Origin of the sequence: Acidovorax sp. HDW3 (genome assembly GCF_011303755.1) — a bacterium.
Classification (GTDB): Bacteria; Pseudomonadota; Gammaproteobacteria; order Burkholderiales; family Burkholderiaceae_C; genus Paenacidovorax.
Map to the genome: position 1 here is coordinate 1,159,454 of NZ_CP049885.1, position 17,218 is coordinate 1,176,671.

A 17,218-nucleotide genomic window follows, 5' to 3' on the forward strand; every position below is an offset into this window, starting at 1 on the left:
GGATAAGCGCGAGAAGCTATCAAATAAATAGCAAAACGCTGGCAATCAGCGCAACACGTAGATCAGCGGGAACAGCACCATCCACAGCAGATCGACCATGTGCCAGAAGACGGTCACGGTCTCGAGCGTGTGGCAGTTCTCGGGGCTGTAGGCGCCGCGCCGGGTCGGTGCCCAGAGCAGGGCGAAGAACAGGCAGCCGACGGCGGCGTGCAGAAAGTGAAAGCCGGTGATGCCGACGTAGAGCATGGCGAAGGTGTTGTTCGCCACGTCGATGCCTTCTTGCCATTTGTGCAGGTACTCCACGCTTTTCACGCCCAGAAACCCCAGCCCGAAGAGCAGGGCGGCGAGCAGCCAGCGCGCCGCTACCTGCGGGCTGCGCTGCTGCACGCTGTGCAGCGCACGCGCGGCGCAGGCGCTGGCGCTGATGAGCAGCACGGTGTTGATGGCGCCGGAGTTCAGGTCCAGCGTCGCCTGGCCGGCGGCAAAGAGATCGGGGTGTTTGAGCCGCGCGCCGGCAAAGGCGACGAACAGCATGGCGAAGGTCAGCAGTTCCAGTAGCACCAGAAACCACACCACCAGGTCGCCTGGCAGCCTCGTCGTGGCGGCGGTGGGGGAGGTGGGCGCTGCAGGCAGCGCGCTATCGAATGTGGAACTGGCTGAGTATGTCAATGGGATGTACCCTCGCTCCTGGTTATTTTATTCCACACGTTGTATTTCCCTACTGGCTTATGCATGGGCAGGCGTTTGACCTCTTTGAAGGTCGCCGCGTCGTACACCACGATGGCGCCATCCATCTCCCAGACGCTGGCCAGGGCGTAGCGGCCGTCGCGTGTGAACTCGATGTGCGCCAGCGTCTTGCCCGGCTCGCGCACCTCGGCCACGGGCTCCAGGGTGCGTTTGTCGATGATGGTCAGGCGATCCTTGCCCTCTTTGCTCATCATCGAATCCGTCCAGGCGTAGGGCGTGTTCTCGTGGCTGCGCATGAAGAAGCCGGCGCCGGGCGTGGGGATGGTGCGCACCGTCTTCCAGGTCTGCATGTCGATCACATCGACCGCGCCGCCGCCCAGATTCGGGCTGGCGAGCACGGTGGTGCCCTTCCAGGCGAAGGTGATGCCCGAGCCCAGGTGCGGCATCCCGGCGATGGGCAGGTCGGCAATTTTGCGGCGCACGTCCAGGTTCACCACCTGGGCGCTGGCGCTGGCGGCGGCGCCGGCCTTGGGGCGGGTGGCGCCTAGGGCGTGGCGGTAGCTTTGGTCGAAGAAGAAATCATCGAGCGGCTCGTCCAGCGGCGTGCGGCGCACGCCCAGGTAGCCGGGCTTGGGCAGGGCTTCGCCCATTTTGTAGTCGTGCACGTAGCCGTCGTAGATGGGGGCGGCTTTCTTGTCGTACGAAATCTCCCACAGCTCGGGGATGTCCTTGAGGGCGACGACGAAGCTGTTGCGCGGCGTGGCGTCGTATACCGCCGAGACGCGCGAGCTGGCCTTGCCGTCCAGGGTCTTGGCTTCGTAGGTTTTGACCAGATTCAGGTCGGCGTCGAACAGCGCCAGGCTGTGCGGCAGGTAGTTGGCGGCCATGACCCAGCGGCCATCGCCGCTGACGGCGACGTTGCGCATGTTCAGGCCGGCACGCACCTCGGCCACCACCTGCAGGCGCCACAGGTCGTACTTGGTGATCCAGCCGTCGCGCGAGCCGAAGAAGACGTAGCGCCCGTCGGGCGTGAACTTGGGGCCGCCGTGCAGCGCGTAGCGGCTGGCGAAGCGGGTGATGACCTCGAACTTGTCGCCGTCGAGCAGCGAGACGTGGTGGTCGCCCCCCTCGACGACGACGAACAGGTTCATCGGGTCGGCGTCCCACTTGGGCTTGACGGGCTCATCCTGGGGCAGCGGCGTGGCAATGCGCGAGGCGCGGATGTCGGCCTCGCTCCAGCGCGGCGCGGGTACGACCGGGGTGCGCACCCAGTCGGCCAGGGCCTTGATCTCCTCGGCGGAGAGATGGCCGGCAAACCCGGCCATCTGCGTCGCCTGGCGGCCTTCCTGGATGACGCGCAGCACCTCAGCGGCGCGTGTGCGCTCCAGGCTCTCGGGCAGCAGCGCCGGGCCCATCAGGCCGGTGCGGTGCGCGCCGTGGCAGCTGGCGCAGTGTTGTTGGTACAGGGCCGGGGCGTCGGGCGCAGCCAGTGCGGGGCTGGCCAGCCCCCAGGCGAGCAGGGCGGTGGCGAGGATGCGTCGGGACAAGGGGTGCTCCAAATTTGATAGCTGCTCGCGCTTGCCCAGCAAGCGCTAGAAGCCAAAACAGCCTGATTGGCGATCTGCCTCAGACAAACCCCGTTCGCCCTGAGCTTGTCGAAGGGCTGTTCGCACATCACGCCCTGGCTTCGACAAGCTCAGCCCGAACGGATAGGGGTAAACATCTGAGGCAGATTACTAATCGGGCAAAACAGTGCGCAAATTACGGGCGCCGAAACTAGACGGCGGCAACCTCGATGCGGCGGCGCTTTTGCGCCGTCGAGGGCTCAAACGGCGTGCTGGCGGCGCCGACTTCGGCGTCCGTCAGGTAGCAGCCGGGGTCTTCAAACCAGAAGTTGCCAGTGAGCTGCTGGGCGCGCACGCGCGTGTTGCCGTTGCAGATTGCCAGGTGCTGGCAGCTGCCGCAGCGGCCTTCGACCGGGCGCGGGTGCTGCTTGAGCCCGGCCATGAGCGGGTCGCTCACGTCGTTCCAAATCTCGGAGAAGGGGCGCTCGCGCACGCAGCCCAGGTCGTGGTGCCACCACATGGTGTCGGGGTGGACGTGGCCGAGGTTGTCGATGTTGGCAATCATCTGCCCGCTGGCGTTGCCGCCCCAGGCGATGAGGCGCGCGCGCAGCGCTTCTTCCCACTGCGGCAGGTGCTCGTGCACCCACTGCAGCAGGTAGGGGCCGTCGGCGTCGTTGTTGCCGCTGACGTAGTCGTCCAGGCTGCCGGCCTGGGCGGCGGCCCAGGCGCGCTCGAACAGCATGTCCATGGCGGCGCGCGTGGCCTGGTGGTGGGCGTCTTTATCGCGGTGGATGTTGCCGCGCCCGGCGTAGTTCAGGTGCGAAAAATAGAACTTGTGCGCCCCCACTTCCTGCATCAAGTCCAGTAGGGCGGGCAGGTCGTGCGCGTTCATCGCCGTCATGGTGTAGCGCAGGCCGACTTTCACCCCCACTTTGTCCAGGTGGCCGATGGCGGCGAGGCTGCGGTCGAAAGCGCCTTCCAAACGGCGGAATTTGTCGTGCGTGGGCTTGAGGCCGTCGAGGCTGATGCCGACGTAGTCAAAGCCGGCGTCGGCAATGCGCTGCGCCATGGGCGCGTCGATCAGCGTGCCGTTGGTGGAGAGCCCGGTGTAGAAACCCATTTCCCGCGCGCGGGCCGAAATTTCAAAAATATCGGGGCGCAACAGCGGCTCGCCGCCCGAGAGGATGAGCGCGGGCACGCCAAAGGCCTTGAGGTCGTCCATGACCGTAAAGACTTCGGGCAGCAGCAGCTCGCCGGCGTAGTCGTGGTCGGCCGAGAGCGCGTAGCAGTGCTTGCAGGTGAGGTTGCAGCGGCGGATCAGGTTCCAGATGACGACGGGGCCACGGGCCTTGCGGTCTTTGACGACGGGATAGCTGCCGGTGGCTTGTGCCTGCGCGAGCTCGCGCATGTACTGGCTGATGCGAAACATGGGTTAATCCTTTAAACGCAGGCCGGTTTTCTTCAAGATGGCCGTGGAGTACAGGATATCGTGGCTGCGGCAGGCGGGCCCGAGCAGGGCGACGATGTCCTGGGCCTGCTGCTCTACGGCCTCGCGGCTGGTGCCGTGCAGCATGGCAAACAGGTTGTAGGGCCAGCCCGGCAGGTGGCGCGGGCGGCGGTAGCAGTGGCTCACACCGACTAGCTCGGCGACTTGGGGGCCGAGGGTAGCAATCTGCGCATCGTCCACGTCCCACACGCTCATGCCGTTGGCGGTGTAGCCCAGGCGGTAGTGGTTGGGCACGGCGCCAATGCGCCGGATCAGGCCCTGCGCCAGCATCTGCGCCAGGCGCTCGCGCACCTGTTCGCCGGGCACGCCCAGCATGGCGCCTACGGCTTCGTAGGGGCGCGCTACCAGCGGCAGGCCGCCTTGGGTGGCGGCGATCAGCGCGCGGTCAAAAGCGTCAAGCGCCATGAGAGCCTCCATGGCCTGTCCAGGCGGGCAGGCGCAGTTCGACGAAATATTCCTCTTCCTTGGGGAAGGCGAGCACCTGCAGGCCCACCGCATCCTGGATGCAGGCAATGGCGTCTTGCGCCTGTGCGGGCGATTCGCAGGCAACCACAAACCACATGTTCAGCGCGTGCGTGCGCCGGTAGTTGTGCGCCACCTCGGGAAAGCTGTTGACGACCAGGTTCACGGCCTCAAACCGTTCCTCGGGCACGGCAATGGCGGCCAGCACGAACTGGCCGCCCGCGCGCTCGATCTGGAACAGGGGCCCAAAGCGCGTGAGCACGCCTTGGGCCAGCAGCTGGTGCAGGCGTTCGATGACGCGTTCTTCGCTCCAGCCCAATTCTTGCCCGACGATGGCAAAGGGTCGGTCGGCCAGCGGAAAGCCGCCGTGCAGGTGGTCGATCAGGCGGGCGTCTTCAAGCGTGAGCATGCAGCGCTCTTTCTGGTAGGTGGGAAGGGTGCGCGGCATGGGCAGGGGTAGAGAAACGGCGGGCGCCGGTTTGCTTGAAGCGGCGCAGGGAAAACAAGGTGGCGCGGGGCTTGTTTGCAAGTCCGGCCTGCGCGATGGCGTGGGTGACTGTGGCGTGCACGCTGGCGCGGTCGCGGCCATGCACCATGCAGTACAGGTTGTACGGCCAGCCGGGCGCGCGCGTGCGTTGGTAGGCCAAGGTGATGCCTGGCACCTGCGCCAGGGCCTCGCCGCAGGTATCGACCTCGGTCGCCGGAACGTCAAACACCGTCATGGCGTTGGCCGTAAAACCCAGTTCGTGGTGGCGCACGACGACGCCAAAGCGGCTCAGAGTCTTGTGCGCCAGCCAGCGCTGCAGGGTTTGCAGCACGGCATCGACCGGTTGGCCCAGGGTGGTGGCCCAGGCGTCGTAGGGTTGCTCCTGCAGCGGCAGGCCTTGTTCGGCCAGCGCCGCCAGGGGCTCGTCGGCTGCTTGCAAGGTGGTTTGTGCCCAATGCGTGATGCCGCTGGCCTGCGATTGCGCGCCGCGCAGGTCAAAGCCCGTGTCGATGCGGTAGGGGCGCAGCATGGGCAGGCGCAGCACGGGCAGGCCGGTGTCGGCCTCAATGCGCTGCAGCAGCTGCTCCACGGCCTGGGCATCGCGCCCGGTGGCCACGAACCAGAGGTTGACCTCGTGCTCGCGCTCGTAGTTGTGGTTGACGCCTGGGTGGTTGGAGACGCTGGCGGCCACGGCTTCAAGCTGCGCGGGGGGCACAGCCATGGCGGCGAGCAGCGAGGCGCCGCCAGCGCCTGGTGCAAACACTGCACCGATACGGCTGAGGCTGCCGTTGCGCTGCAGCCGGGCGTAGTCGGCCAGCACCTGGCTTGCGCTCAGTCCCAGTGCGCTGCCGATGGCGGCAAAGGGCTGGCGCACCAGGGGAAAGTCGCGCTGCCAGTGGTTGAGCAGGGCCAGGTCGTTGGGCGTGCCGGTTGCGCTGCGCATGGCTCAAAACCCCATGCGCTGGGCGCGGGCGGTCAAAAAGATGCCGCTGGGCGCATCGACTGCCAAGTTGGCCTGGAGCTGGCGTGTGTGCGTGTCGTACACCTGCACGCGGTTGTCGTCGCGGCAACTGATCCAGACCGACTCGCCCCGGGGCGTAAATTCCATGTGCAGCACGGCTTTGCCGGGCGCGAGGGTATCGACCACGCGCAGGCTGGGCGCGTCGATCACCTGTACGCGGTGGTAGTCGGGCACCGAGAAGTTGACCCACACCTGGCGGCCATCGGGCCGGGCCATGACGAACACGGGCTGGCCGGCGACGGGAATGCGCCCGACCTCTTGCCAGGTGGTGGTGTCAACGACGAGCACCTCGTGGCGGCCAATGGCGGGCAAGAAGGCGCGGCCACCGGCCATGGCCCAGCCGCGCAGGTGCGGCATTTTGTACACCGGCAGGGGTTTTTCGCCGCGCCCGTAGCCGCCCAGAATGCGGCGCACCTGGGGTTTTTCTTCCCACAGGTCGAGCATGGCCAGGCCGTCTTCGCCAAACAGGCCCGCGATGTAGGTACGGCCATTGGGCGATACCAGGGCGTCGTAGGGCTGCTGGCCGATGTTCTCCAGCGTGGTGATTTGCGGCTGGCGCGGGTTGCTGCAGTCGGCAATGCAGATGGCGCTGGCGTCAAACAGGCTGTAGATGAAGCGCCGCTGCGGCAAATCGGCCAGGCCCACGACCCGCGAGCGTTGGCCATTGGCCATTTGCGCGGGCACGTCGGCCAGCAGTTCGAGGGTGGCGGCGTCAAACACCTTGATGCCGCCGGGCTGGTAGTTTTGTGCCACGACCAGCGAGCCATCGGCGCTGATGGCACCGCCAATGGAGTTGCCCGCCTGCATCACGCGGTGGGTGATGCGCTGGGCCAGGATATCGACGCGGGTCAGGCCGCCATCGCGGCCAAAGACGTAGGCAAAGCGTTCATCGCGCGAGAACACCACCGAGGCGTGCGAGAGGTCGCCCAGGCCGGTGACGCGGCCCACGGCGGCGCGGCTGCTGGTGTTGATGAGAGTGAGGGCGCCAGCGGCGCGCTCGATGACCACGCCCAGGTCGCCCGTGCCTTGCAGGGCTGCGGCGCTGGCGTTGGCGTTGTTGTTCGATTGGGACGCAGTGGCTGCGCAGCCTGCGGCCAGCAGCGGGGCGCTGGCGGCCAGGGTCAGTAGGCTGCGCCGTTGCATGGGGTTCATCATGGGGCGGAGCTCCGTTGTTCTTCGGGAAAGCCTTTGAGCAGTTGCCCGGCGATCCATTGCGCCTCGCTTGCGCTGAGCATGGCGCTCCAAGGCGGCATGGGCGTACCTGGAATGCCGTGCGTGATGACGGCAGCCAGGTACTCGGTGTTTTTGCCGGCCAGGGCCTCGCGCGCTAGCGAGGGGCCCAGGCCGCCGGTCAGGCGCATCCCATGGCAAGAGCCGCAGTCCTGGCGCACCATGCGCACAAGCTGTGCGCTGCGTTCGGGCGTGGGCGCTGCGTCTTGTGCTATCACTTGGCTAGCACACAGCGCCCCTGCCAGAGCCAGTACGGACCATTTCACCATGGGAATGCTTCCTTGTCGGTTAAGCCCTCAAGACATTAATAAACGTCTTTTTGGGTGTTGTAGAGGTTGAAGTGGCCCGTGGGGGTGATCAGGCGCGGGTCCTTGATGACCTTCTTGAGCTTCAAAGTCTTGTCGTCCACCACCACGATGGCGCTGGCCTTGTCCTTGGCGGACCAGACAGCAAACCAGACCTCGTCACCTGCCTTGTTGTACTCAGGCTGGACCACGCGCTTGGCGCCGCCGTCGTCGGGCAGGCCGGCCCACTCAGCGATCGGCAGAGTCTTGTAGCCCTTGTCGAGGTTGTTGATGTCGTACACCACGATGGACTGCGACACCTTCGGATCAGGGTTGAGCGGAGCGTCAGACCACAGGTTCTTGGACTTGGGGTGGCTCTTGACGAAGAGCGCGCCGCCGCCCGGGCCGGTCAGCTTGGCCACTTCCTTGAAGGCGTACTGCTTGTGCTTCTCGGGGTCGGTGCCGATCAGGGAGATGGTTTCATCGCCCAGGTGGCCAGTGGACCACACGGGGCCGTACTTCGGATGGGTGAAGTTCGCGCCACGGCCGGGGTGGGGGATCTTGCCCACTTCGGTCAGGCCAGCGAGCTTGCCGTCCTTGGTGTCGATCGCAGCAATCTTGTTGCTGTTGTTGGCCGCCACCATGAAGTAACGCTTGGAAGCGTCCAGACCACCGTCGTGCAGGAAGGGAGCCGACTCGATTTCGGTCATCTTCAGCGCGTTGAGGTTGGAGTAGTCCACCATCAGCGTCTTGCCGGTTTCCTTCACGTTCACGATGAACTCAGGCTTGTAGTGCGAGGCCAGGATGGAGGCCACGCGCGGCTCCGGATGGTATTCCTGCGTGCCTACGACCATGCCCCGGGTGGAGACGATCTTCTTGGGTTCGAGCGTGTCGCCATCCATGATGGTGAACTGCGGCGGCCAGTACGAGCCAGCAATCGCCAGCTTGTCTTCGTAGCCCTTGAACTTGGAGGTCTCGATGGAACGTGCTTCCAGACCCACGCGCACTTCGGCAACGTTGTCGGGCTTTTCCATCCACAGGTCGATCATGTTGATCTTGGCGTCGCGGCCAATCACGAACAGATAGCGACCCGAGGCCGACATGCGCGAGATGTGCACGGCGTAGCCGGTCTTGATGACGTTGATGATTTCCTTGGTGTCGCCGTCGATCAGCGCCACTTCGCCGGTGTCGCGCAGCGTGGTCGAGAAGATGTTTTCCAAGTTGTACTTGTTCATCTTCTTGGTCGGGCGCTTCTCGGGCGGCACGATCACCTTCCAGGTGTTCTTGGTGTCAGCCAAGCTCCACTCGGGCGGGGTGGGAGGGTCTTGTTGCACGTAGCGTGCCATCAGATCCACGGTGGCTTCGTCGAATTCACCGGAAGTCTGCCAGTTGGGCATACCAGCGGGCGAACCGTAGGCAATGAACACCTTGAGGTAGTCCGTGCCCTTGGCCAGGGTGATATCGGGTGTGAGCGGTTTGCCCGTGGCGCCCTTGCGCAGCACGCCGTGGCAACCGGCGCAACGCTCAAAATAAATTTGGCGTGCGCGGTCGAACTCAGCCTGCGTCATCTTGGGGGCCTTGGGGTTCGTGCTCTGGTACATCGGCACGTCCGTCAGGGGGGAACCACCGGCGTGGTAGTTTTTCTCTTCCTGTGCAATGGCCTTGCCATCTTGTGCCATGGCAGTTGCCGACACCAGGGTGGCGGCGGCCAGTGCGACGAGCTTGGCGATCCTCTTTGCTGTCATTGTGGGTCCTCTGCGTCTCGGATAGCGCATGGGTAGCGTCCTGGGCGGATGCCCAGGCACTCCTCGCGAGGTCGCTGTCCATTCCCTCTTTTATGCGAGTAGCGTGATCGTCGTTCTTGCGCTAGCCCCTGTCCTTGACTTGGTTTAAGGACGTGCTACGGCTCTCGCAAGAACAATGCTGTGCAGGCAAAATACGATGCACAAGAAAGGCTCCCATGAAGTTCGTTGAAGACGCGCGTTGGTTTTGCGCTCCGCCCCGCAGTGAGGCCGAAGAAGGCCCGCTGCCGCCTGGGCGCGTGACCTTGGTCGGGGCCGGCCCGGGTGATCCGGAACTGCTGACGCTGCGCGCGGTCAAGGCGCTGCGTGGCGCGCGCCTGGTGCTCTACGACCACCTGGTAGGCAAAGAGGTGCTGCGTTACGTGGCCGAAGATGCCGATCTGATTTATGTTGGCAAAGAGTCCTCGCACCACACCTTGCCGCAGGAATCCATCATTGATTTGATGGTGCGCTTGGCCAAAAGTGGGCGCCCGCTGGTACGCCTCAAGGGTGGAGATGGCTTTATTTTTGGCCGTGGTGGAGAAGAGGCGCAGGCCTTGGCCGCAGCGGGTATTCCGTTTGATGTAGTGCCGGGCATCACGGCAGCGCAGGGCGCGGGCGCTTATGCCGGCATTCCGCTCACGCACCGCGACCACGCCGCCACCTTGGTGTTTGCCACAGGGCACCTGCGCGGCGAGGATGAGGTAGCGCTCGATTGGGAGTTGCTCGCGCGCCCACGCCAGACGGTCGTTATCTACATGGGCATTGGTACCCTGCCCACGATTTGCTCCGAGCTGCAGCGCCATGGCCTGCCGGGCGATACCCCGGCGGCCCTGGTCGAGCAGGCTTCGCTGCCAACGCAGCGCTGCGTTACCGGCACGCTGGCCGGGTTGCCGCAGCTGGCGCGTGAACACCACGTGCGCCCGCCAGCACTGATCGTCATCGGCGGCGTGGTTGGCTTGCAGCCGGAGCTGTTTGCCGGGATGCGTGGCGCGCCGGCGTTGGCAGGCTGATCTTCGGGCATGATGGCTGCAAAAAGGCAGCCATTCATGCAACAAGACATTCTTATCAACTGGGCCCCGCAAGAAACGCGTGTTGCGGTGGTCGAAAACGGCGCGGTGCAGGAGCTGCACGTCGAGCGCACCCTGGAGCGCGGCCTGGTCGGTAACGTTTACCTCGGTCGTGTTTCGCGCGTATTGCCGGGTATGCAGTCGGCTTTTATAGATATCGGCCTTGAACGTGCAGCTTTCTTGCATGTGGCCGATGTCTGGCAGCGCCAGGAAGGCGGCGAGGCGCCGATGTTCGCGCGCAAAGGCGAACCGCCCGTACCCATAGAAAAACAGGTGTTTGAGGGCCAATCGTTGATGGTGCAGGTCATCAAGGACCCCATCGGCAGCAAGGGCGCGCGTCTTTCGACACAAATCAGCATTGCCGGACGCCTGTTGGTGTTCTTGCCGCAGGATGACCATATTGGTGTTTCGCAAAAAATACCGCCCCAAGAGCGCGATGCTTTGCGGGCGCGACTGGCGGCCTTGGTAGGCGACAAAGCATCGGGCGGTGGCGGCGGTTTTATCTTGCGTACCAACGGGGAAGATGCGACCGACGCCGAGCTGGCAGAAGACATTGCCTACCTGCGCAAAACCTGGGCTGGCATCAAGGCCGCTGCCGTGCGCCTGCCGCCGCAGTCCATCTTGCACCAGGATTTGAGTTTGTTGCAGCGGGTGCTGCGCGACATCGTGAGTGAGGCAACGCAAAGCATTCGCATCGACTCGCGTGAGCAATTTGCCTTGTTGCAGGCGTTTGGCCAGGAATTCATGCCGCAGGCGGCCAGCAAGTTGCAGCTGTACAAAGGCGAAAGGCCTATTTTTGACCTTTACGCCATTGATGAGGAAATCGGTCGCGCCCTGGGGCGGCGGGTGGATCTGAAGTCAGGCGGCTACTTGATCGTCGATCAAACCGAGGCGCTGACGACCATTGATGTCAACACCGGCGGTTATGTGGGTGCACGCAATTTCGACGACACCATCTTCAAGACCAACCTGGAGGCTGCCGGGGCCATTGCGCGCCAGTTGCGCTTGCGCAATCTGGGCGGCATCGTCATTGCAGATTTCATCGACATGCTGCGCGAAGACCACCAAGCGGCGGTGTTGGCGGAATTCAAGAAACAGTTGACGCGCGATCGGGTCAAAACCATGGTGGGTGGCTTTTCCCAGCTGGGTTTGGTGGAAATGACGCGCAAACGCCAACGTGAATCGCTGGCGCATATGCTGTGTGAGCCCTGCCCGCATTGCCATGGCGTGGGGGAGGTGAAGACGGCGCGCACCATTTGCTACGACATCTTGCGCGAGCTGCTGCGTGAGGCGCGCCAGTTCAACCCCCGGGAGTTTCGCGTCATCGCCTCGCAGCAGGTGATTGACCTGTTCTTGGACGAGGAAAGCCAGCATTTGGCTGGATTGTCGGACTTCATTGGTAAGCCCATTTCCCTGCAGGTTGAGGTTGGGGTAGGGCAGGAGCTGTATGACATCGTCTTGCTGTGAAACTTAACAGCAATTGACAACAAAAAACCCCCGTTACTTGGGAGGTAACGGGGGTTTGTATTGTATTGGTGCCGGAGAGATGAATCGAACACCCGACCTTCTCATTACGAATGAGCTGCTCTACCGACTGAGCTACACCGGCATTCTTCACAAGTGAATTGTCAAGAGCTTTGAATTATAGCTTGGTTTTTTGCTGTGGCAGAAATCAACGCCAGTACGGGTTGCCATGCTGGCGTTGGTAGTAGTTGTAGTTGTACTCGATCGTGGTGGGTGGGCTGGTGTACAGCGGAGGCTGCACCGGATAGGTTTGCACCACACCGGGTTGGGCCTGGTAGGGGTTGCGGTAGGTGGAATAGGTGTTGCCGTAGCCTGGGCTGGGCTGCACGTCCAGGGCGATCCAGCTGCCGGGGTCGTAGCTGGTTTGGGTGGTGTAGCGGCGGCCAGCGTACTCGTACACCACGTTGTAGCCAACGGTGCGGTTTTCGTAGTACGTCTCGTTTTGGCAGTGCTGCACGTTCTCGTAGCGTGGTTGGCCTGCGCCTTCGACGCGGTTGCCCACCAGCGCGCCGCCGACCACGCCCAGGGCTGTAGCAGCGGTGCGGCCTGTGCCGCCGCCAATGCTGTTGCCAATGGCGCCGCCGGCAATGGCGCCCAGCAGGGCACCGGCGCCGCTGTTTGTTGTGCCGTTGTAAACCGTTTCTGTGCCGCAAATTTGGCGCGGTATAGCCACCTGCTGCACGATGGGGGTGGAGGAGAGTACCCGGCCCTGTTCCTGTGCTTGGGCGGTGAGGGTGCTACCAAGGGCCAGGGTCCCGAGGGCCCAGAGCATGTGTTTTTGCATGGAAAAACTCCTTTCGCTGTCTGCATAACGCGCCCAAGTCGTCCAGCGTTGAATCCTGGGGATGTAAAGCCAGGTAAAGAAACCGGAAGGGGCCTGTGTGCTCAGATTCAGCGCGGTGGCAGGAGTTCGCTCCAGCGCTGGGCGTCAAAGCCGCAGCTGATGCGGCCATCGGCCCATTCGACCACCGGGCGCTTGATGGTGCTTGGCTGCGCTTGCAGCACGGTGCTGGCGCTGGCGGCGTCGTGTACACCCGCTTGGGTGGCAGCGTCGAGCTTGCGCCAGCTCGTGCCTTGGCGGTTGACGAGTTTTTCCCAGCCGAGCGCGGCCTGCCAGGCGGCCAGGCGTGTGGGCGGTACGCCGAGTTTTTTGAAGTCGTGGAACTGGTAATCCACGCCCTGGGCGCTGAGCCAGGCGCGGGCCTTCTTCACGGTGTCGCAATTCGGAATGCCGTAAACGATGGTGGTGGGGGAATTCATGCCCGTCATCATGCGCCAGGTGCGGCCTGGGTGACAATTCCGGGCTTATGCATACCCGATTCGACACCCTGGACGCCTGGCTGGCGCACTGCGAGCAGCTGCACCCGAAAAACATCGACATGGGCCTGAAGCGCGTGCGCAGCGTGGCGCAGCGCTTGCAATTGGCCTTTGCCTGCCCGGTGATTACCGTCGCTGGCACCAACGGCAAGGGCTCGACCTGCGCCATGCTCGAAGCCGTAGCCTTGCAGGCGGGATACCGGCCTGGGGTGTACACCTCGCCGCACCTGGTGCATTTTGAAGAGCGCTGCCGCATTCACGGCGAAATCGTGCAGGCCAATGCGTTGCTGGTGCATTTCGAGGCCGTGGAGCAGGCGCGCTGCGCGGGCGAGGAAATTTCGCTCACCTATTTCGAGTTCACCACCCTTGCCATCTTGCGCCTGCTGAGCCAGTCACGGCTGGATGTGGCGATTTTGGAAGTGGGCCTGGGCGGGCGGCTCGACGCCACCAACGTCATCGACGCCGATTGCGCCGTCATCACCAGCATCGACATCGACCACACCGAGTTTTTAGGCGCGGATCGCGAAAGCATAGGCCGCGAGAAGGCCGGCATCATGCGCACGGGGCGCCCGGTGATCGTTGGTGATCCGATGCCACCGCAAAGCCTGCTTGACCATGGGCGCGAGATTGGTGCCGAGGTTTGGCGCTTCGGCCACGATTTCAACTACTCCGGCGACAAGCAGCAGTGGGCCTGGGCCGGGCGCGGGCGGCGTTATGCCGGCCTGGCCTATCCGGCGCTGCGCGGTGCCAACCAGCTGGTGAACGCCTCGGGGGCGCTGGCGGCGTTTGAGGCGCTGCGCGCCGTGCTGCCGATCTCGGCCCAGGCGGTGCGCACCGGCATGGCCATGGTGGAGCTGCCGGGGCGCTTTCAGATCGTGCCGGGCCAGCCGGCGCTGGTGCTCGATGTGGCGCACAACCCGCATTCGGTGGCCACGCTCACGGCCAACCTCGATGCCATGGGCTACTACCCGACCACGCACGCCGTTTTTGGCGCCATGGCCGACAAAGACCTGAGGCCCATGTTGGCCAAGATTGGGCCGCTGATCGACCGCTGGTACTTCACCGACCTGCCCACAGCGCGGGCCGAAAGTGCTGCCGGTTTGCAGCAAAAGTTCAACGCCTGGCGCTTGGCGGCGGGCGGGCGCCGTGAAATCACGAGCAGCTTGCACGCTAGCCCGCAGCAGGCGCTCGATGCAGCCGTGGCGGCGGCAGACCCGGCTGATAGAATCATTGTCTTTGGTTCGTTCTTCACCGTTGGGGGCGTTTTGCAGCACGGCACGCCCCGCCTGCAGGCCAAGCACTTGGCCCCGTCGTAAGCGCTTTTCACCCGCGATCCTGGCGAGTCAGCACCCCATGGCATTTTTCCAATTTCCCTGGCCTGGCCGCAAGGCGCAGGATGACGGCAAGCCTGCCAAGCGCACGCGCACGCCGCAGCCACCGGCGGGCAGCATCGAGGCCATTCGGCGCCGTGCGCGCCACCGCTTGATCGGCGCTGCCGTGCTGGTGTTGCTCGGCGTGGTGGGTTTCCCACTGCTTTTTGATACCCAGCCACGCCCGATTCCGGTCGATATTCCGATGGAAATCCCCGGGCGCAACCATGCGCCCCCCTTGGTGGCTGCTGCTGGCGATGGGCTGGCCGAAGGCGAGGAAATGCTCGCCAGCAAGCCCGCAGCACCGGCTGCCCCGGCGGCGGCAGCAGCGGCGCCCGCCTTGCCTGTGCCGCCGCTGCCTGTGGTGGCACCCAAGCCCGAGCCCAAGCCGGTACCCAAAGCTGAAGCCAAGCCTGAGCCCAAACCCGAGCCGAAGCCGGTAGCCAAGCCTGAGCCCAAGGTGGAGCACAAACCCGAACCCAAACCTGAACCCAAGCCCAGTCCGCGTATAGACGAGGCGGCGCGCGCGCGCGCGCTGCTCGAAGGCCGCAGCATCGAGCCGGCCCAAGCTGCTGCAGCCCAGGATGCGCGCTTCATCGTCCAGGTAGGCGCCTTTGGCGACGCCGACAAGGCGCGCGAGGTGCGCGGCAAGCTCGAACGTGCCGGCCTCAAGACATATGCCCAGGTGGTGGACACCAAGGACGGCAAGCGCACCCGTGTGCGCGTAGGCCCGTTTGCCAACCGCAGCGAGGCCGACAAGGCGGCTGCGCGCATCAAGGGGCTGGATCTGCCGGCCTCGGTGCTGACCCTGTAAGCCCGCCATGGCCGCCCTGGATTGGATTTTTGCTGCCGTGTTGCTGGCCTCGATGCTCATTGGCGCCTGGCGTGGTCTGGTGTTTGAAATCCTGTCCCTGATCGCCTGGGTGGTGGCGTTTTTCATCGCCCAGTGGTGGGCCGCTGATGTGGCCGTTTGGCTGCCGGTGGCCGAGCTGCAGGGCGCGCTGCGCCACGCGGCTGCCTTTGTGCTGGTGTTTGTGGCGGCGGTGTTTGCCTGCAGCTTCGTCGCCTGGCTGGCCAAAAAATTGATCGAGGCCATCGGCCTGCGCCCGGCCGATCGGGTGCTGGGCGCGGTGTTTGGCGTGCTGCGCGGCCTGGTGCTGCTGCTGGTGATTACCGTGGTTGCCGGCTGGACGCCGCTGCGCGAAGCACCCTGGTGGCAGCAGTCGCAGGTGGCGCCGGTGATGGCGCAGCTGCTGCAGGGCCTGCGCCCGGCCTTGCCGGAAGAATTTGGAAGGCATCTGCCTTCCTGACGTGACGCCGGGTGCCTGGGGCGCCTGGTCAGACAAGCGGGGGCAACCCCGCGCAACCTTGGAATCGAAGCTATGTGCGGAATCGTTGGCGTTGTCAGCCATGCCCCCGTCAACCAATTGATCTACGACGCCCTGTTGCTGCTGCAGCACCGGGGCCAGGATGCGGCCGGCATCGTCACGCAGCAAGAGCGCAAGTTCTTCATGCACAAGGCCAAGGGCATGGTGCGCGACGTGTTTCGTACGCGCAACATGCGCGCACTGCCGGGCAACATTGGCCTGGGCCAGGTGCGCTACCCCACGGCCGGCAATGCGGCCAGCGAAGAAGAGGCACAGCCCTTTTACGTGAATGCGCCGTTTGGCATCGTCATGGTGCACAACGGCAACCTGACGAATGCGCACCAGCTGCGCCATGAACTGGCCGATACCGACCACCGCCACACCAACACCGAGAGCGACTCCGAGGTGCTGCTGAACGTGCTGGCGCACGAAATTGCCCGTGCCACCAGCGGCGCGCCGCTGACCAGCGCCGAAGTGTTCGCCGCCGTGCGCGCGGTGCACCGGCGCGTCAAGGGCTCGTACGCCGTCATTGCCCTGATTGCCGGTTATGGCCTGCTGGCGTTCCGCGATCCGTTTGGCATCCGCCCGCTGTGCATTGGCAAGGCAGCCGATGGCTCGACCATGCTGGCGAGCGAATCGGTGGCGCTCGAAGGCACGCTGCACCAGCTCGAACGCGATATTGCACCGGGCGAGGCGGTGTTCGTGCACCTCGATGGCCGCATCGAGGCGGCGCAGTGCGCCGAGCGCAGCAGCCTGCACCCCTGCGTGTTCGAATACGTGTACCTGGCGCGCCCCGATTCGGTGATGGACGGCATCTCGGTCTACCAGGCGCGCCTGAACATGGGCGAGACGCTGGCCAAGCGCGTGATCTCCACCGTGCCGCCAAGCCAGATCGACGCCATCATCCCGATTCCCGAATCGAGCCGCCCCAGCGCCATGCAGCTGGCGCAGCTTCTGGGCATTCCGTACCGCGAAGGTTTCGTCAAGAACCGCTACGTGGGCCGCACCTTCATCATGCCGGGGCAGGGGGCGCGCAAGAAGTCGGTGCGCCAGAAGCTCAACGCCATCGCCAGCGAGTTCAAGGGCAAGCGCGTGCTGCTGGTCGATGACTCCATCGTGCGCGGCACCACCTCCAAAGAGATCGTGCAGATGGCGCGCGACGCCGGCGCCGCCCAGGTTTACCTGGCCTCGGCCGCACCGCCGGTGCGCCATCCCAATGTGTACGGCATCGACATGCCGACGCGTGCCGAACTCATTGCCCATGGCCGCACAGTCGAAGAAGTGCGCCAGTGGATCGGCTGCGATGCCCTGATCTACCAGGACGTGGATGCCATGAAGCAGGCCGTGGGCCGCATCAACCCGCAGGTAGTGGGCTTTGAGGCTTCGTGCTTCGATGGCGTGTACATCACCGGCGATATTTCCGACGCCGAAGTGACCGCCTTGAACGAAGGCCGCAACAGCCAGGCACAGGAAGACGACGAGGACGCGCCCGTTTAACAGCGGACGATGCTCTAAAAAAGAGAGCTGCTAGCGCTTGCTTTGCCTC

Annotated in this window: 17 protein-coding genes and 1 tRNA gene; 6 read left to right on the forward strand and 12 right to left on the reverse strand. The window is 64.5% G+C overall.

The window, feature by feature from the left end; translation table 11 throughout:
• Positions 1-45 precede the first annotated feature (45 nt).
• The 9 genes from G7045_RS05135 to G7045_RS05175 form a co-directional block, all read right to left on the reverse strand.
• A complete protein-coding gene (locus G7045_RS05135) occupies positions 46-669 on the reverse strand; it encodes a cytochrome c oxidase subunit 3 (protein WP_240919281.1) in 624 nt (207 codons plus the stop codon).
• Entirely contained in the window at positions 666-2,234 is a 1,569-nt protein-coding gene (locus G7045_RS05140; protein ID WP_370521728.1) for a cytochrome D1 domain-containing protein, read from the reverse strand. Before G7045_RS05140 ends, G7045_RS05135 begins: the two co-directional genes overlap by 4 nt.
• A gap of 229 nt (positions 2,235-2,463) precedes the next feature.
• The gene (gene nirJ, locus G7045_RS05145; protein ID WP_166158246.1) at positions 2,464-3,681 is read right to left on the reverse strand and encodes a heme d1 biosynthesis radical SAM protein NirJ; all 1,218 of its coding nucleotides are present in this window, start codon (positions 3,679-3,681) and stop codon (positions 2,464-2,466) included.
• Positions 3,682-3,684: 3 nt separating this feature from the next.
• Entirely contained in the window at positions 3,685-4,164 is a 480-nt protein-coding gene (locus G7045_RS05150) for an Lrp/AsnC family transcriptional regulator (RefSeq protein WP_166158249.1), read from the reverse strand.
• On the reverse strand, positions 4,154-4,630 hold the full coding sequence (locus G7045_RS05155; protein ID WP_166158252.1) for an Lrp/AsnC family transcriptional regulator: 477 nt from the start codon (positions 4,628-4,630) through the stop codon (positions 4,154-4,156). Before G7045_RS05155 ends, G7045_RS05150 begins: the two co-directional genes overlap by 11 nt.
• A complete protein-coding gene (locus G7045_RS05160; protein WP_166158255.1) occupies positions 4,617-5,651 on the reverse strand; it encodes an AsnC family transcriptional regulator in 1,035 nt (344 codons plus the stop codon). The genes G7045_RS05155 and G7045_RS05160 overlap by 14 nt, the downstream gene beginning before the upstream one ends.
• Before the next feature lie 3 nt (positions 5,652-5,654).
• Complete coding sequence (locus G7045_RS05165) at positions 5,655-6,872, reverse strand: cytochrome D1 domain-containing protein (RefSeq protein ID WP_166160361.1); 1,218 nt, start codon at positions 6,870-6,872, stop codon at positions 5,655-5,657.
• A gap of 8 nt (positions 6,873-6,880) precedes the next feature.
• Positions 6,881-7,228 carry a cytochrome c gene (locus G7045_RS05170; RefSeq protein WP_166158258.1) on the reverse strand — a complete coding sequence of 116 codons (348 nt, stop codon included), beginning with the start codon at positions 7,226-7,228 and terminating at the stop codon, positions 6,881-6,883.
• Positions 7,229-7,263: 35 nt separating this feature from the next.
• Positions 7,264-8,988: a nitrite reductase gene (locus G7045_RS05175; protein ID WP_166158261.1), complete on the reverse strand. Its 1,725-nt coding sequence runs from the start codon at positions 8,986-8,988 to the stop codon at positions 7,264-7,266.
• A gap of 215 nt (positions 8,989-9,203) precedes the next feature.
• Here G7045_RS05175 and cobA point away from each other — a divergent pair, with 215 nt between their 5' ends.
• Together cobA and rng are read left to right on the forward strand one after the other, a co-directional pair.
• Positions 9,204-10,037, forward strand: a complete 834-nt coding sequence (cobA, locus tag G7045_RS05180; protein WP_166158264.1) for a uroporphyrinogen-III C-methyltransferase — start codon at positions 9,204-9,206, stop codon at positions 10,035-10,037.
• 36 nt (positions 10,038-10,073) lie between these two features.
• A complete protein-coding gene (rng, locus tag G7045_RS05185; RefSeq protein ID WP_166158268.1) occupies positions 10,074-11,561 on the forward strand; it encodes a ribonuclease G in 1,488 nt (495 codons plus the stop codon).
• Between the two features lie 66 nt (positions 11,562-11,627).
• On the opposite strand, the gene G7045_RS05190 is transcribed toward rng, so the two are convergent.
• The 3 genes from G7045_RS05190 to G7045_RS05200 form a co-directional block, all read right to left on the reverse strand.
• Positions 11,628-11,703, reverse strand: a tRNA-Thr gene (locus G7045_RS05190).
• Positions 11,704-11,766: 63 nt separating this feature from the next.
• Positions 11,767-12,402 (reverse strand): glycine zipper 2TM domain-containing protein, encoded by a 636-nt coding sequence (locus G7045_RS05195; protein ID WP_166158273.1) that lies wholly within the window; start codon positions 12,400-12,402, stop codon positions 11,767-11,769.
• A 107-nt stretch (positions 12,403-12,509) separates the two neighbouring features.
• Positions 12,510-12,878 carry an arsenate reductase gene (locus tag G7045_RS05200; RefSeq protein WP_166158276.1) on the reverse strand — a complete coding sequence of 123 codons (369 nt, stop codon included), beginning with the start codon at positions 12,876-12,878 and terminating at the stop codon, positions 12,510-12,512.
• Positions 12,879-12,925: 47 nt separating this feature from the next.
• Here G7045_RS05200 and folC point away from each other — a divergent pair, with 47 nt between their 5' ends.
• The 4 genes from folC (at position 12,926) to purF (ending at position 17,169) form a co-directional block, all read left to right on the forward strand.
• Entirely contained in the window at positions 12,926-14,251 is a 1,326-nt protein-coding gene (gene folC / locus G7045_RS05205; protein WP_166158279.1) for a bifunctional tetrahydrofolate synthase/dihydrofolate synthase, read from the forward strand.
• Positions 14,252-14,288: 37 nt separating this feature from the next.
• Positions 14,289-15,119, forward strand: coding sequence for an SPOR domain-containing protein (locus tag G7045_RS05210; protein ID WP_166158282.1), 831 nt, complete (start codon positions 14,289-14,291; stop codon positions 15,117-15,119).
• 7 nt (positions 15,120-15,126) lie between these two features.
• Positions 15,127-15,615, forward strand: a complete 489-nt coding sequence (locus G7045_RS05215; RefSeq protein ID WP_166158285.1) for a CvpA family protein — start codon at positions 15,127-15,129, stop codon at positions 15,613-15,615.
• A gap of 72 nt (positions 15,616-15,687) precedes the next feature.
• Positions 15,688-17,169 carry an amidophosphoribosyltransferase gene (gene purF, locus G7045_RS05220; RefSeq protein WP_166158288.1) on the forward strand — a complete coding sequence of 494 codons (1,482 nt, stop codon included), beginning with the start codon at positions 15,688-15,690 and terminating at the stop codon, positions 17,167-17,169.
• Positions 17,170-17,218 lie beyond the last annotated feature (49 nt).

Coding starts and splice junctions, on each gene's coding strand:
- nirJ (WP_166158246.1), bottom strand. CDS start 3,681: ATGTTTCGCATCAGCCAGTACATGCGCGAGCTCGCGCAGGCACAAGCC.
- G7045_RS05150 (WP_166158249.1), bottom strand. CDS start 4,164: ATGGCGCTTGACGCTTTTGACCGCGCGCTGATCGCCGCCACCCAAGGC.
- G7045_RS05155 (WP_166158252.1), bottom strand. CDS start 4,630: ATGCTCACGCTTGAAGACGCCCGCCTGATCGACCACCTGCACGGCGGC.
- G7045_RS05160 (WP_166158255.1), bottom strand. CDS start 5,651: ATGCGCAGCGCAACCGGCACGCCCAACGACCTGGCCCTGCTCAACCAC.
- G7045_RS05165 (WP_166160361.1), bottom strand. CDS start 6,872: ATGCAACGGCGCAGCCTACTGACCCTGGCCGCCAGCGCCCCGCTGCTG.
- G7045_RS05170 (WP_166158258.1), bottom strand. CDS start 7,228: ATGGTGAAATGGTCCGTACTGGCTCTGGCAGGGGCGCTGTGTGCTAGC.
- G7045_RS05175 (WP_166158261.1), bottom strand. CDS start 8,988: ATGACAGCAAAGAGGATCGCCAAGCTCGTCGCACTGGCCGCCGCCACC.
- cobA (WP_166158264.1), top strand. CDS start 9,204: ATGAAGTTCGTTGAAGACGCGCGTTGGTTTTGCGCTCCGCCCCGCAGT.
- rng (WP_166158268.1), top strand. CDS start 10,074: ATGCAACAAGACATTCTTATCAACTGGGCCCCGCAAGAAACGCGTGTT.
- G7045_RS05195 (WP_166158273.1), bottom strand. CDS start 12,402: ATGCAAAAACACATGCTCTGGGCCCTCGGGACCCTGGCCCTTGGTAGC.
- G7045_RS05200 (WP_166158276.1), bottom strand. CDS start 12,878: ATGAATTCCCCCACCACCATCGTTTACGGCATTCCGAATTGCGACACC.
- folC (WP_166158279.1), top strand. CDS start 12,926: ATGCATACCCGATTCGACACCCTGGACGCCTGGCTGGCGCACTGCGAG.
- G7045_RS05210 (WP_166158282.1), top strand. CDS start 14,289: ATGGCATTTTTCCAATTTCCCTGGCCTGGCCGCAAGGCGCAGGATGAC.
- G7045_RS05215 (WP_166158285.1), top strand. CDS start 15,127: ATGGCCGCCCTGGATTGGATTTTTGCTGCCGTGTTGCTGGCCTCGATG.
- purF (WP_166158288.1), top strand. CDS start 15,688: ATGTGCGGAATCGTTGGCGTTGTCAGCCATGCCCCCGTCAACCAATTG.